Annotated in this window: 14 protein-coding genes; 6 read left to right on the top strand and 8 right to left on the bottom strand. The window is 72.6% G+C overall.

What is annotated here, in order from left to right; translation table 11 throughout:
• Positions 1-276 precede the first annotated feature (276 nt).
• Positions 277-918: an IclR family transcriptional regulator gene (locus tag BIV25_RS12290; RefSeq protein ID WP_071372275.1), complete on the top strand. Its 642-nt coding sequence runs from the start codon at positions 277-279 to the stop codon at positions 916-918.
• A 196-nt stretch (positions 919-1,114) separates the two neighbouring features.
• On the opposite strand, the gene BIV25_RS54070 is transcribed toward BIV25_RS12290, so the two are convergent.
• Positions 1,115-2,707, bottom strand: a complete 1,593-nt coding sequence (locus BIV25_RS54070) for a CdaR family transcriptional regulator (RefSeq protein WP_071372274.1) — start codon at positions 2,705-2,707, stop codon at positions 1,115-1,117.
• A gap of 121 nt (positions 2,708-2,828) precedes the next feature.
• Here BIV25_RS54070 and BIV25_RS12280 point away from each other — a divergent pair, with 121 nt between their 5' ends.
• From BIV25_RS12280 to BIV25_RS12270, 3 genes are all read left to right on the top strand, one after another.
• The gene (locus BIV25_RS12280) at positions 2,829-3,596 is read left to right on the top strand and encodes a chorismate synthase (RefSeq protein ID WP_071372273.1); all 768 of its coding nucleotides are present in this window, start codon (positions 2,829-2,831) and stop codon (positions 3,594-3,596) included.
• On the top strand, positions 3,593-4,705 hold the full coding sequence (gene menC, locus BIV25_RS12275) for an o-succinylbenzoate synthase (RefSeq protein ID WP_071372272.1): 1,113 nt from the start codon (positions 3,593-3,595) through the stop codon (positions 4,703-4,705). The genes BIV25_RS12280 and menC overlap by 4 nt, the downstream gene beginning before the upstream one ends.
• A gap of 88 nt (positions 4,706-4,793) precedes the next feature.
• Positions 4,794-5,585, top strand: a complete 792-nt coding sequence (locus BIV25_RS12270) for a S16 family serine protease (RefSeq protein WP_071372271.1) — start codon at positions 4,794-4,796, stop codon at positions 5,583-5,585.
• A gap of 18 nt (positions 5,586-5,603) precedes the next feature.
• On the opposite strand, the gene BIV25_RS12265 is transcribed toward BIV25_RS12270, so the two are convergent.
• From BIV25_RS12265 to BIV25_RS12245, 5 genes are read right to left on the bottom strand one after another with little or no spacing between them, the layout of a single operon-like run.
• The gene (locus BIV25_RS12265) at positions 5,604-6,560 is read right to left on the bottom strand and encodes a glycine betaine ABC transporter substrate-binding protein (protein WP_071372270.1); all 957 of its coding nucleotides are present in this window, start codon (positions 6,558-6,560) and stop codon (positions 5,604-5,606) included.
• On the bottom strand, positions 6,557-7,441 hold the full coding sequence (locus BIV25_RS12260; RefSeq protein WP_071372269.1) for an ABC transporter permease: 885 nt from the start codon (positions 7,439-7,441) through the stop codon (positions 6,557-6,559). Before BIV25_RS12260 ends, BIV25_RS12265 begins: the two co-directional genes overlap by 4 nt.
• Positions 7,438-8,691: a betaine/proline/choline family ABC transporter ATP-binding protein gene (locus BIV25_RS12255; RefSeq protein ID WP_071372268.1), complete on the bottom strand. Its 1,254-nt coding sequence runs from the start codon at positions 8,689-8,691 to the stop codon at positions 7,438-7,440. The genes BIV25_RS12260 and BIV25_RS12255 overlap by 4 nt, the downstream gene beginning before the upstream one ends.
• On the bottom strand, positions 8,684-9,331 hold the full coding sequence (locus BIV25_RS12250) for an ABC transporter permease (protein WP_071372267.1): 648 nt from the start codon (positions 9,329-9,331) through the stop codon (positions 8,684-8,686). The genes BIV25_RS12255 and BIV25_RS12250 overlap by 8 nt, the downstream gene beginning before the upstream one ends.
• Before the next feature lie 35 nt (positions 9,332-9,366).
• On the bottom strand, positions 9,367-9,846 hold the full coding sequence (locus BIV25_RS12245; RefSeq protein WP_071372266.1) for an Lrp/AsnC family transcriptional regulator: 480 nt from the start codon (positions 9,844-9,846) through the stop codon (positions 9,367-9,369).
• A 122-nt stretch (positions 9,847-9,968) separates the two neighbouring features.
• Between BIV25_RS12245 and hppD the strand changes: the two genes are divergently transcribed.
• Positions 9,969-11,117 (top strand): 4-hydroxyphenylpyruvate dioxygenase, encoded by a 1,149-nt coding sequence (hppD, locus tag BIV25_RS12240; RefSeq protein WP_071372265.1) that lies wholly within the window; start codon positions 9,969-9,971, stop codon positions 11,115-11,117.
• 12 nt (positions 11,118-11,129) lie between these two features.
• Here the strand turns inward: hppD and BIV25_RS12235 are convergent, their stop codons facing one another.
• A complete protein-coding gene (locus BIV25_RS12235) occupies positions 11,130-11,348 on the bottom strand; it encodes a hypothetical protein (RefSeq protein ID WP_071372264.1) in 219 nt (72 codons plus the stop codon).
• A 92-nt stretch (positions 11,349-11,440) separates the two neighbouring features.
• Here BIV25_RS12235 and BIV25_RS12230 point away from each other — a divergent pair, with 92 nt between their 5' ends.
• Positions 11,441-12,856, top strand: coding sequence for an FAD-binding oxidoreductase (locus BIV25_RS12230; RefSeq protein ID WP_071372263.1), 1,416 nt, complete (start codon positions 11,441-11,443; stop codon positions 12,854-12,856).
• Positions 12,857-12,876: 20 nt separating this feature from the next.
• On the opposite strand, the gene BIV25_RS12225 is transcribed toward BIV25_RS12230, so the two are convergent.
• Positions 12,877-13,290: an SsgA family sporulation/cell division regulator gene (locus tag BIV25_RS12225; RefSeq protein ID WP_071372262.1), complete on the bottom strand. Its 414-nt coding sequence runs from the start codon at positions 13,288-13,290 to the stop codon at positions 12,877-12,879.
• Positions 13,291-13,512 lie beyond the last annotated feature (222 nt).

The following is a 13,512-nucleotide window of genomic DNA, read 5'->3' as shown; positions in this document are numbered from 1 at the left end:
CCGGACCCCGTATCCGGACGAATCCAGGCAGGCCGGATCTCGTCTTGCCCGGATTCTGGACGGAGACTTCCGCTCAGCGAACCAGCTTCGCTACTGTCCCGCTACGCAACGCCCCGTGGCAGCGTCGCCGCGGAGCGCAGCCGTGAAGCGACCTTGGCCCGGAGCCGCCGGAGCCGTTCTGCCGATCGGCGGCCTCTGAACGCGTCGCCGACGGGACTCGGCCACGCATCCGCCGCTCAGGGGCCCGCCGGCCTCACCACCAAAGGAGTGGGCGTCGTGACCGCGGAGACCTCCCAGACGCTCGACCGGGGACTGCGTGTCCTGAAGCTGCTGGCCGACACCGACCACGGGCTGACCGTCACCGAGCTGTCCACCAAACTGGGCGTGAACCGTACCGTCGTGTACCGGTTGCTCGCCACCCTCGAACAGCATGCGCTCGTACGGCGTGACCTGGGCGGACGAGCCCGGGTCGGCCTCGGGGTGCTGCGGCTCGGCCGCCAGGTGCACCCGCTGGTCCGGGAGGCCGCGTTGCCCGCGCTGCGCTCGCTCGCCGAGGACATAGGCGCGACGGCCCATCTGACCCTGGTCGACGGTACGGAGGCGCTGGCCGTCGCCGTGGTCGAGCCGACGTGGACCGACTACCACGTGGCGTACCGGGCCGGTTTCCGGCATCCGCTGGACCGGGGTGCGGCGGGGCGGGCCATCCTGGCCGCCCGGCAGCCGTCCGCCGCCGATCCCGGGTACACGCTGACGCACGGGGAGCTGGAGGCCGGGGCCAGCGGGGCCGCCGCGCCGCTCGTCGGGGTCACCGGGGTCGAGGGCAGCGTGGGCGTGGTGATGCTGGCGGACTCCGTGCCGGAGCGGGTGGGGCCGAGGGTGATGGAGGCCGCCCGGGAAGTGGCCGAGGCCCTGCGGTGACCCGTGCCCGTCGGGGCCGCTGAGCGCTCCGCCGGCTGTGCCGATGTGCGGCTCCGCCGCGGGGCCGCGATGCGCCGTCGCGCGTGTGCAGGTCCGTCGTGGCCGGTCGCGCCCGCGCGGCGGCAGCCGCATGTCGAACACAGCCCCGCGCCCCTTTGGCGCGCTGCCGTACCGCACCGGACTTCGCCGGACCCGCTTAGGACCTGTCGGGCCCGTCGGGTCCGTCGCCCAGGACTCTCGCCTGGAGCCACAGCACCAGGCGTTCGTCCGGGTCCGTCAGGTCCACCCCGGTGTGCTGCCGGAGTCCGCGCAGGCGGTAGCGGACGGTGTTGGGGTGGACGGAGAGGAGTTCGGCCGCGGCCGACATGTCGCAGGACGCCGTCAGCCAGGACATCACCGTACGGGCGTACTCCGTACCGTGACCGGCGTCGTGGACGAGGATCCGGCGCCAGGCTCCCTCGCTGAACTCCCGCTGCCCGCCCATCAGTTCGGCGAGACGCAGCAGCGTGATCCGGGGCCGGACCTCGTCCGCCGTCGCCACCGGGGTCGTCGGGTCCAGGACGCGGAGCACCAGGTCCGCGTCCGCCCGGGAGGCGGCGAGCTCCGCGGCGGCCGTCACCTGCTCGCCGAGCGCCGCGCGCACCGGCACCCGCAGCGCCCGCCCGGCCCGGGCCGCGATGTCCTCGGCGAGCTGCTTGTGCCGCTCGCCGGGGGCGGGCAGCACCGCGTACACCACCCCGTCCAGCAGGACGCCCGCGTGCCGCCCGTACCGGGCCTCGCACTGCAGCCGTACGGCGTCCAGCAGGCGCAGCGCCGTGCGCTCGGCGTCCGGGACGCTGCCGCCGCGGTCCAGGTCCAGGGCGAAGGCCGCCACCCTGGCCGGAGCCGTGACTCCCAGGCGCCGGGCTGCCGTTGCCGGGTCCGGGGCGGTGCCGTCGAGCAGGCGGCGCAGCAGTTCGCCGCCCCGGTGCCGGGCCAGTTCGCGGGCCGCGCGGGCCCGCAGCAGGAGGAGGGCCGCCGTGGACGCGCCCTGGGCGAGAGACTCCTCGGCGTCCGGGGCGAGCGCGCCGCCGTCGATCACCCACACCGAGCCGAGCGTCTCGCCGCCGGCCCGTACCGGCATCGCCAGCCGGGGCAGGCCGGCTCCCGGCAGCGCGGGCAGCCGCAGCGGCCGGTCCGCGGCGAACAGGCGCCGGTACTGCTCGGCGTTCTCGGCGCTCGCCGGGACCTGCCGGCCCAGGATGCCCTGCCTGCGGTCCTCGTCCACCGGCTGGCCGGGGACGGCCGAGTAGGCGAGGATCCGCTGCCCGGGGTCCTCGACGGCCGTGGCCCCGCCGGTCGCCGTCGCGATCGCGTCGGCCAGTGCGAACAGGTCGCCGAGCGCCCCGCCGTCGGCGCCCGCGCCCGCGCCGGGCCGGGCGGCGACGGCCGCGGCCAGCTCCAGGTGCACGTGGTGCCAGGCGGCGTCGGGCGGCACGGACAGCAGCGCCACCCCGTACGCCTCGGCCCGGGCGACCGGCCCGTCGGCGCCGCGTACCACCACCCCGGCCATCCCGGCCCGCGCCGCCGCCCGCAGCAGCGGCTCCGTCTGCGCCGCCGGCACCCCGACCGCCAGCAGCAGCGCGCCGGGCAGCGGGGGCGGCGGGGCGCCGGAGTCGTCGCAGTCGTCGTGGAGCACCACCTCGGTGACCGGGACGCCCGGCCCGGCGGGGGCGGCGAGCAGACGCAGGGCCGAGCCGCCGACGGCGTCCAGGAGATCGCCGAGGGTGCAGACGCCGGCGCCGTTCATCGGCACACCTCCCGAGGCCACACACGTCGGCCGCAGATCTTGGCCGGTCGTGCAACGAACGTACGCCCGTCCTGGCCGTTCGGACAACGCGCGCGGGCGTGGCCGCCCCGACACTCGTGGCATGACCGCAGGACCCACCATCCGTACCGTCCGTGACGTCGCCGGGCTCGCCGCCGTCGCCGACTACTTCAGCGACGTCTGGCGCACGCCCCGCGCCGCCCCGCCCTACCCGGCCGAGGTCCTGCACAGCCTCGTGCACGCCGGCGGCGCCGTGCACGCCGCCCACGACGGGCGGCGGCTCGCCGGTGCGGCCGTCGCGGTGCCCGGTGCCGGGCGCGACACGTACTCGCTGGTGGCCGCCGCCGACCGGGGGCTCGGGCACGCGGTGAAGCGGGCCCAGCGGGAGTGGGCCGTCGGGCTCGGCGCCCGCACCATGCGCTGGACCTTCGACCCGCTGGTCGGCCGCAACGCCCGCTTCAACCTGGCCAAGCTGGGCGCCGTCGGCACGGAGTACCTGGTCGACTTCTACGGCCCGATGGCCGACGGCGTGAACGACGGGGACGAGAGCGACCGGCTGACGGTCACCTGGGAGCTGGCTGCGCCCTCTCGGCCGTACGGTGGCGAGGACCGGTCGTACGACACCGGACCGCACGGTCAGGTCGTCGCCGTCGCCCCCGACGGCGGTCCCCTCGTCCGCCGGGACGACCGGCACCTGTGGTGCCGGGTGCCGCCCGACGTCGTCGCGCTGCGCGCCGCCGATCCGGCGCTCGCGCTGCGCTGGCGGCACGCGGTGCGCGAGGTGTTCGTGCCGGCCTTCGCGGACGGGTTCCGGGCCACCGGGATGTCCCGCGACGGCTGGTACACGCTCACCCGGGAGGCCGGGGCATGAGGCTCGAACGCGTCGAGATCGTGCACGTCGCGATCCCGCTGGTCACCCCGTTCCGTACGTCCTTCGGGACGATGACGGCCAAGGACACCTTCCTCCTCCACGTCGTCACGGACGCGGCCGAGGGCTGGTCGGAGTTCGCCGCCGACCCCGAGCCGCTGTACTGCCCGGAGTTCGTGGCCGGCGCCGAGATCGTGCTGCGCGACTTCCTCGTGCCGCGCGCGGCCGCCCTGCCGCACCCGACCACCGCCGCCCTCGCCCCCGCGCTGGCCCGGATCAAGGGGCACGAGCTGGCGAAGGCCGCCCTGGAGACGGCGCTGCTCGACGCCGAGCTGCGGTCCTACGGCATGCCGCTCGCGACGTATCTGGGTGCCGTACGGGACCGGGTGCCCGCCGGGGTGTCGGTCGGGATCAGGGACTCGGTGCCCGAGCTGCTGGACGACGTCGAGCGGTATCTCGCCGAGGGGTACGTCCGGATCAAGCTGAAGATCGAACCGGGGTGGGACGTCGAGCCGGTGCGGGCGGTGCGCGAGCGGTTCGGGGCCGGCCTGCCCCTCCAGGTCGACGCGAACACCGCCTACACGCTCGCCGACGCCGAGCATCTGCGCCGCCTCGACGAGTTCGGGCTGCTGCTGATCGAGGAGCCGCTGGAGGAGGACAACCTGTACGCCCACGCCCGGCTCCAGCAGCGCATCGCCACGCCCGTCTGCCTGGACGAGTCCCTGCACCACGCCCGCGACACCGCGTCCGCGATCGCGCTGGGCGCCTGCCGGGTGGTGAACGTCAAGCCCGCGCGGGTCGGCGGCTACCTGGAGGCCCGCCGGGTGCACGACGTGGCGCACGCGCACGGGGTGCCGGTGTGGTGCGGCGGCATGCTGGAGACGGGCATCGGCCGGGCCCCGAACCTCGCCCTCGCCGCCCTGCCCGGCTGCACGCTGCCCGGGGACACCTCCGCCTCCGCCCGCTACTTCGCCGAGGACGTCACCGAGCCGTTCGTCCTCGACGCGGACGGGCATCTGCCGGTGCCGACCGGGCCCGGGATCGGCGTCGAGCCGCTGCCGGAGGCGCTGCGCCGGTTCACCCGGCAGCGCCGGGACCTGTATACGGCGTGAGGCGGTACGGCGTGCGGCGGACCCGGTACGTACGCCGTACGGGACACGTGGCGCGGGCCGCCCGGGGCGGTCGCGTTAGATTGAACCCGTGCTCTCACGTCTCACTCGTCCCCAGGCCGTAGCCGTCTGCGCGCTGCCCGTCGTGGCCCTGCTCGCCACGGCGGTGTTCGCGCCGCTGCCGTTCTCGGTGGCCCAGCCCGGGATGACCGCGAACGTGCTCGGTACCAACCAGGGCACCCAGGTGATCACCGTCGCCGGTGCGCCCGTGCGCAGGACCAGCGGGCAGCTGCGGATGGTGACCATCATGGCGACCGGTCCGGACGCCCGGGTGTCCCTCGGGGACGTGATCGGCAACTGGTTCCGCACCGACCGGGCCGTGATGCCGCGCGACGCCGTCTACCCGAGCGGCGACACCGTCAAGGAGATCGAGCAGCACAACCAGGCGCAGATGCAGCAGTCCCAGGACGCGGCGACCCAGGCGGCGCTGACGTACCTCGGGCTGAGCGCCGACAGGGTCAAGGTCACGCTGAAGCTCGCCGACGTGGGCGGGCCGAGCGCGGGCCTGCTGTTCACGCTGGGGATCATCGACAAGCTGCACGGTGACGGCAAGGGCGGCGACCTCACCGGCGGCCGGAACATCGCCGGCACGGGCACGATCGACGCCGAGGGCACGGTGGGCGCGGTCGGCGGGGTGGCCCTGAAGACGCAGGCCGCCCGCCGCGACGGCGCGACCGTGTTCCTGGTGCCGAAGGCCGAGTGCACCGACGCCGAGGCGGACCTGCCGAAGGGGCTCAAGCTGGTCCCCGTCACCACGCTGAAGGGCGCGGTGAACGCCCTCAACGTCCTGGAGAGCGGCAAGGGTTCGGTCCCGAGCTGCTGAACGGCCGCCGCCGGGCCGCTACTTCACGAAGCCCTGCTGCCGCATCCAGTCCAGCGCCACCTGGTGCGGGTCCTGGCCGTCCACGTCCACCCTGGCGTTCAGGGTCCGCGCGACCGAGTTGTCCAGCTTCCTGGTGACCGGTTCGATGACGCGCGCGATGGCCGGCCACTGCTTCAGGACCTTGCTGTTGACCACCGGGGCGGCGTTGTAGTCCGGGAAGAACTTCCTGTCGTCCGCCATCACCGCCAGGTTCATCGACTTGATGCGCCCGTCGGTCGTGAACACCTCCCCGTAGGTGCACTTCCCCTTGGCCACCTGGGTGTAGATGATCCCGGTGTCCATCTGCGTGACGTTGCCCGCCGGGATCCTCATCCCGTACGCCTTCTCCAGTCCGGGCAGTCCGTCGGCGCGGTTGGCGAACTCGCTCTCCACGCACAGCGTGACGGCGCCGGGGTTCTTCGCGGCGAGCGCGGCCACCTGGGAGAGGGTCGTGGTGCCGTACTTCTTGAAGTTGGCCTGGTTCATGGCCAGCGCGTAGGTGTTGTTCAGGCGCGAGGGCGGCAGCCAGGTCAGCCCGTTGCGCAGGTCCGCGTCGCGCACCGCCTGCCACTGCCTCCGCGGGTCGGGGACGGGCTCGCTGTGGCCGAGGTACGTGATCCAGGCGGTGCCCGTGTACTCGTACTGCGCGTCCGCCGTGCCGCCCTTGACCGCCTCCCGCGCGCCGATCGACCCCTGGATGCCGGTGCGGTCCAGCACGTCGGCGCCGGCCGCCTGGAAGGCGATCCCCATGATCGCGCCGAGGATCAGCTGCTCGGTGAACTCCTTGGAGGTGACGGTGATGTGGGCCCCCTTGAGCGGCCCGCCCGCGCCGATCGTGCCCGGCCCCACGTCGTCGGCCATGGGGGAGCCGCTGGTCAGCCCGCAGCCGGAGGCGAGCAGCAGCCCGGCCAGCGCCAGGCACGCACCGCGTCTCATGTGCCCACCTCCAGGCCGTGCGGCCGCAGCAGCGCCTCGGCCAGCGAGGCCAGCCAGTCCACCAGCAGGGCGAGCGCCACGGTGAGGACCGAGCCGAGCACCAGCACCGGCATGCGCTGCGTGGTGATGCCGGTGGTGATCAGCACGCCCAGGCCGCCGCCCCCGCCGAAGGTCGCCAGGGCCGCCGTGCCGACGTTGAGGACCAGGGCCGTGCGCACGCCCGCGAGGATCAGCGGGACGGCGAGCGGGAGTTCGACCCGGGCGAGCACGCCGAGCGGGGACATGCCGATGCCGCGGGCCGCCTCCAGCAGCGTCGGGTCGTTGGCCTGCAGACCGGCGATGGTGTTGGAGAGGACCGGCAGGATCGCGTAGACGATGATGCCGATCAGGGCGGCCTTCGTGCCCGTGCCGAGCCAGATGACCAGGAGGGCCAGCAGGCCGATCGCGGGCGTCGCCTGCCCCATGTTGGCGAAGGTCAGCGCCACCGGGGTGGCCCTGCGGAAGGACCGCCGGGTGAGCGCGACACCCAGCGGGACCGAGATGACCAGCACGAAGAAGGTGGAGATCACCGTCAGTTCCACGTGCTGCCACAGCGCCTTGGAGACCTGGCCGTTCGACAGCGCGTTCTTCGAGATCGTGTCGAGGTGCGCCTGGCGGAACCACAGCCAGGTCGCGAGCAGTACGGCGACGAGGAACGCCGGCAGGAACGTCAGCCGCTGCCAGGTCACCCGCCGGACGGGCGGGCCCTGCGCCGGGGGCGGGGCCTCCTGCTCGGCCTCGCCCTCGTCGCGGAAGGCGAGCCCCTCGACCTCGTGCTCGCCGGCGGGGCGCGCGGCGGACGGCGCCTTGCCGGACGGGACCTTGCCCGCGGGAGTGCTCATGCCTTCCTCACCCCTCCGGGACCCTCCTGCTCCTGGTGGGTCTGCTGGGTGCGGGCCTCCTCCAGCTCGTGCTGGTGCTCGATGGCGTCCAGCCGGTCGGCCTCCAGCAGTTCGTGCACGGAGTTCATCAGCGTCTCCATGTCGACGACGCCGAGGTACTCCCCGCGTCTGCCGGTCACCGCGACCCGGCCCGCGTTGTCCGTGAGCACGGCCTCCAGCGCGTCGCGCAGGGTGCCGTCCCGGGTCACCGTGTCGTGCACGAGCGTGCCCGCGCGGGCCAGCGAGCCCTTGGCCCGCATCAGGTCGCCGCGGCGCAGCCACTTGTAGGGGCGCCGGCGCCGGTCGAGCAGCAGGATCTCGCTCTCTCCGCTGGAGCGCAGATGCCCGAAGATCTGCTGCAGCGGGGTGTCCACGGTCACCGTCGGGTAGTCCCGCATCTCCACGTCCCGCACCCGGGTCAGGTTCAGCCGCTTCAGGGCCGCGCCCGCGCCGACGAAACCGGAGACGAAGTCGTCGGCCGGGTTGGTGAGGATCGCCTCCGGGGTGTCGAACTGGGCGATGTGCGAGCGTTCGCGCAGGACGGCGATCCGGTCGCCCAGTTTGATCGCCTCGTCGAAGTCGTGGGTGACGAACACGATCGTCTTGTGCAGTTCGTGCTGGAGCCGGATCAGCTCGTCCTGGAGGTGGTCGCGGGTGATCGGGTCGACCGCGCCGAACGGCTCGTCCATCAGCAGCACCGGCGGATCCGCCGCCAACGCCCGTGCCACGCCCACCCGTTGCTGCTGCCCGCCCGACAGCCGGCGCGGATAGCGGCCCTGGAACTCGCCCGGGTCGAGCCCGACGAGGTCGAGCAGCTCCTCGACCCGGGCGCGGATCCGTGCCTTCGGCCAGCCGATCATCCTCGGCACCAGGGCGATGTTCTGGGCGACGGTCATGTGCGGGAAGAGACCGGCGGACTGGATGGCGTAGCCGACCTTGCGGCGCAGCTTCACCGGGTCGATGTCGGTGACGTCCTCGCCGCCGATCCGGATCCGGCCGCCGGTCGGCTCGATCAGCCGGTTGATCATCTTGAGCGTCGTGGACTTCCCGCAGCCGGACGGGCCGACGAAGACGACCGTCTCGCCCGCCTTGATCTCCATGCTCACGTTGTCCACGGCCGGCTGCGCGCTGCCCGGGTAGTGCTTGGTCAGGTTCTCCAGCTCGATCGAGGCGCCGTGCGCGGTCGTCTCCTGGGCGGCGGTCTCAGACACGGATCCCCCTGGGGATGGTCAGCCGCCCGATCAGGACGTACGCGGCATCGAACAGAAGCGCGAGGACAATGATCCCGAGGGTGCCCGCGAGCACCTGGTTCAGCGCGTTCTTGCTGCCCAGGGAGGCGAGCCCACGGAAGATCTCGTTGCCGAGTCCCGGGCCGGAGGCGTAGGCGGCGATCGCGGCGATGCCCATCAGCATCTGGGTGGAGACCCGGATACCGGTCAGGATCGGCGGCCAGGCCAGCGGCAGCTCCACCCGCACCAGCCGCATCGCCCGGGACATGCCGATGCCCCGGGCCGCGTCCACCAGCATCGGGTCGACCCCGCGCAGGCCCACGATCGCGTTGCGCACGATCGGCAGCAGCCCGTACAGGGTCAGCGCGATCACCGTCGGCGGCACGCCCAGCCCGACGAGCGGGACGAGCAGACCGATCAGGGCGAGGGAGGGGACGGTGAGCACGGTGGAGGTGGCGGTGGTGGCGAGGTTGCCCGCCCAGTCGGAGCGGTAGGTGACGACCCCGATCAGCACCCCGATGACGGTCGCGAGGACCATGCACTGGAAGACCGCGCTGGCGTGTTGGTAGGCGTCCGCGAGCAGCTGCTGATGACGACTGCCCAGGTACTCCCAGAAGTTCACCCGCGCTCACCCCAGACCGGTCACGCCGCTACAGGTCACGTCCCTTCGCTGTCCCGGGCGGCCTGCTCCACCAGCGGGATGATCCGCAGCGGAACGGGGTTCTCCATGACGATCGCCGTGGAGGCCCGGACGATGCCATCAAAGCCGACGACGCGGTCGATCACCCGTTGAAGATCGGCGTTCGACCGGGCCACCAGCCGGCACAGCATGTCCCCGCTGCCGGTCGTGGTCAGCAGCTCCAGCACCTCCGGCACGGTCGTCAAGTGGGCCCGGACGTCGGGGCCTTGACCCTGCCGGATCTGGAGCGTGGCGAACGCGGTGACCGGGTAGCCGAGGGCCGCCGGCTCCACCTGGGGACCGAATCCGCGGATGACTCCGTTCGACTGAAGCCGGTCCAGACGCGCCTGCACGGTCCCGCGCGCCACCCCCAGCCGCCGGGACATCTCCAGCACCCCGACGCGCGGCTCGTTCGCCAGCAGCACGATGATCCGCCCGTCCAGATGATCGATCGCCACGGCACCTCCAGGGATGGTCATCCTGTACAGAAAGCTCGCCGGTACGCCCGTACCGCTATGCAGACTGCCCAGTAGATACGCAAACTATTGCGCACCTTGCAGAGCGGGGCCACGCTTCCGCCATGACGCAGCAGACCACACACCAGACCCCCGACACCGCCCGGCAGGCCGATCCCTTCCCGGTCAAGGGAATGGACGCGGTCGTCTTCGCCGTGGGCAACGCCAAGCAGGCGGCGCACTACTACTCCACTGCCTTCGGCATGAAGGTGGTCGCCTACTCCGGACCGGAGAACGGCAGCCGCGAGACCGCCGGCTACGTCCTGGAGAACGGCTCCGCCCGGTTCGTGTTCACCTCGGTGGTCAGGCCGAGCACCCCCTGGGGCGAGTTCCTCTCCCGGCACGTGGCCGAGCACGGCGACGGCGTCATCGACCTGGCCATCGAGGTCCCCGACGCGCGCGCCGCCCACGCCTACGCCGTCGAGCACGGCGCCCGCTCGCTCGCCGAGCCGTACGAGATGAAGGACGAGCACGGCACCGTCGTCCTCGCCGTGATCGCCACCTACGGCGAGACCCGCCACACCCTCGTCGAGCGCACCGACTACGACGGCCCCTACCTGCCCGGCTACGTCGCCGCCCGGCCGATGGTCGCCCAGCCCGCCCAGCGCACCTTCCAGGCCATCGACCACTGCGTCGGCAACGTCGAGCTCGGCAAGATGGACGAGTGGGTGGCGTTCTACAACAACGTCATGGGCTTCACGAACATGAAGGAGTTCGTGGGCGACGACATCGCCACCGAGTACAGCGCCCTGATGTCTAAGGTCGTCGCGGACGGCACCCTGAAGGTGAAGTTCCCGCTCAACGAGCCCGCGATCGCCAAGAAGAAGTCCCAGATCGACGAGTACCTGGAGTTCTACGGCGGCCCCGGCGTCCAGCACATCGCGCTGAACACCAACGACATCGTGCAGACCGTACGCACCATGCGCGCCGCCGGTGTCGAGTTCCTCAGCACCCCCGACTCCTACTACGACACCCTCGGCGAGTGGGTCGGCGACACCCGCGTGCCGATCGACACCCTGCGCGAGCTGAAGATCCTCGCCGACCGCGACGAGGACGGCTATCTGCTGCAGATCTTCACCAAGCCGGTCCAGGACCGTCCGACGGTCTTCTTCGAGATCATCGAGCGGCACGGCTCGATGGGCTTCGGCAAGGGCAACTTCAAGGCCCTGTTCGAGGCGATCGAGCGCGAGCAGGAGAAGCGGGGCAACCTCTAGTCCCCTAGTTCCCTACACGGTGATCCTGGGCGGCTGCATCGCGGGTGCGCCGCCCGGCACCGCCCGTGCCCGCGTGAGCGGCGCGCCCGGGCCGGCGGCCGGTGCCCGGACCACCGTCCGGGGCCGCTCCCGCGGCAGCAGCGTCAGCACCGCGGCCACGGCGACACCGGCCGCCAGCAGAGCCAGCAACAACACCCGGCACGTACCCGGCATGGTCAGTCGGTTGTCCATGGCGCTCACTGTGCGTCAGTACGACGAGCACATCCGGGCGGCCCAAGGGAGGCCGGTACGGGGTTCACACCGATGGCCGTGAGTGTCACGCTGTGATCATGAGCCGTATCGAAGCCCCTCGCTTTGAGGACACCGCGGAGACGAGCACCCTCACCGACCGGCTCCTGGCCGGCCTGCCCGCCGAGGCCGTCCTGACCGACCCCGACGTCACCGCGTCCTACGCCCGCGACATGGCGAGCTTCTGCCCGGCCGGCGCCCCCGCCGTCGTCGTCCTGCCCCGCACCGTCGAACAGGTCCAGCACGTCATGCGCGTCGCGACCGAGCTGCGCGTCCCGGTCGTCCCGCAGGGCGCCCGCTCCGGTCTGTCCGGCGCCGCGAACGCCACCGACGGCTGCGTCGTGCTGTCCCTCACCCGGATGGACCGCATCCTGGAGATCAGCCCCGTCGACCGGATCGCGGTGGTCGAGCCGGGCGTCGTCAACGCCACGCTCTCCCGCGCGGTCGAGGAACACGGCCTGTACTACCCGCCGGACCCGTCCAGCTGGGAGATGTGCACCATCGGCGGCAACATCGGCACGGCCTCCGGTGGCCTGTGCTGTGTGAAGTACGGGGTCACGGCCGAGTACGTGCTCGGCCTGGACGTGGTGCTGGCCGACGGCCGCCTGATGTCCACCGGCCGCCGCACGGCGAAGGGGGTCGCCGGATACGACCTCACCCGGCTCTTCGTCGGCTCCGAGGGCTCCCTCGGCATCGTCGTCCGGGCCGTCCTCGCGCTGAAGCCGAAGCCGCCGCAGCAGCTGGTGCTGGCCGCCGAGTTCCCGTCCGCGGCGGCGGCCTGCGACGCCGTCTGCCGGATCATGGAGGGAGGTCACGTCCCCTCCCTCCTCGAACTGATGGACCGTACGACCGTCAAGGCGGTCAACGACCTCGCCCACATGGGTCTGCCGGAGACCACCGAGGCGCTGCTGCTGGCCGCCTTCGACACCCCGGATCCGGCCGCCGACCTCGCCGCCGTCGGCGCCCTGTGCGAGGCGGCCGGCGCCACCCAGGTCGTCCCGGCCGAGGACGCCGCCGAGTCCGAACTCCTCCTCCAGGCCCGGCGGCTCTCGCTGACCGCGCTGGAGGCGGTCAAGGGCACGACGATGATCGACGACGTGTGCGTGCCCCGCTCCAGGCTGGGCGCGATGCTCGAAGGCGTCGAGCGGATCGCCGCCGCGTACGACCTGACGATCGGCGTCTGCGCGCACGCCGGCGACGGCAACACCCACCCCACCGTCTGCTTCGACGCCCAGGACGAGGACGAGTCCCGGCGGGCCCGCGCGTCCTTCGACGAGATCATGGCCCTCGGCCTGGAGCTGGGCGGCACCATCACCGGCGAACACGGCGTCGGCGTCCTGAAGAAGGAGTGGCTGGCCCGGGAGATCGGCCCGGTCGGGGTGGAGATGCAGCGCGCGGTGAAGCACGCCTTCGACCCGCTGGGCATCCTCAACCCGGGCAAGCTGTTCTGAGCCCCCGGGTCCCCGTCGGCTCACTGGGCGAGCAGCTGGTCGAGGGCGTCGTCGATGCCCAGCTGCTCGCCCTCCGTCCCCGGCGGCACCGCCGTCAGCGTCCGCTCCAGCCACGCCGACACCTGCGGGACCGGCGCCTCCAGCAGCGCGTCCCCGTCCGGCGAGCTGAGCGCGATCAGCACGACGCTGCGCCCGTCGGCCTTCGTCGGCCACACCCGCACGTCCCCGTGCCCGCACGGCCGGAACACCCCCTCCACCAGCAGATCGCGGGCGAACGTCCAGTGGACCGGGGACTCGGAGTTGATGTGGAAGGTGATGTGCACGGCGTACGGATCCTCGGCGCGGTAGACGAGCCGGGCCGGTACCGGGATGCTGCGCTCCGGCGACAGGATGAGCTTCAGTTCCAGCTCCCGCTCCACCACGGTGTGATGCATGACGTTGCCCTTCTTCTCTTGCCGGGGGCCTCGGAACGGGCCCGCACCGGGGGAGAGAGGGCGAGGGCCGCGCCATTACGCGGGTTCTGGGAAATTTTTTCCGGGGATCTGTGAGAGCCGGGTCCGGCGTTGCCCGGAAGGGGTTCGGTCCGGCGGGACTGGCGCTGCGGGCCGCCCCGGTCTGATAGATGTGGTGCCTTCAGCACACCCCCGAGCAGATAC

This window comes from Streptomyces sp. MUSC 14, assembly GCF_001866675.1.
Lineage (GTDB): Bacteria > Actinomycetota > Actinomycetes > Streptomycetales > Streptomycetaceae > Streptomyces.
Note: the sequence above shows the minus strand (reverse complement) of the source record. Positions and strands in the feature narration are given on the sequence as shown.

Bases quoted from the DNA above. Each gene is read 5' to 3' on its own strand.
- BIV25_RS12225 (WP_071372262.1), bottom strand. From the start codon at position 13,290: ATGCATCACACCGTGGTGGAGCGGGAGCTGGAACTGAAGCTCATCCTG.
- menC (WP_071372272.1), top strand. From the start codon at position 3,593: ATGAGGCTCGAACGCGTCGAGATCGTGCACGTCGCGATCCCGCTGGTC.
- BIV25_RS12280 (WP_071372273.1), top strand. From the start codon at position 2,829: ATGACCGCAGGACCCACCATCCGTACCGTCCGTGACGTCGCCGGGCTC.
- BIV25_RS12235 (WP_071372264.1), bottom strand. From the start codon at position 11,348: ATGGACAACCGACTGACCATGCCGGGTACGTGCCGGGTGTTGTTGCTG.
- BIV25_RS12260 (WP_071372269.1), bottom strand. From the start codon at position 7,441: ATGAGCACTCCCGCGGGCAAGGTCCCGTCCGGCAAGGCGCCGTCCGCC.
- hppD (WP_071372265.1), top strand. From the start codon at position 9,969: ATGACGCAGCAGACCACACACCAGACCCCCGACACCGCCCGGCAGGCC.
- BIV25_RS54070 (WP_071372274.1), bottom strand. From the start codon at position 2,707: ATGAACGGCGCCGGCGTCTGCACCCTCGGCGATCTCCTGGACGCCGTC.
- BIV25_RS12265 (WP_071372270.1), bottom strand. From the start codon at position 6,560: ATGAGACGCGGTGCGTGCCTGGCGCTGGCCGGGCTGCTGCTCGCCTCC.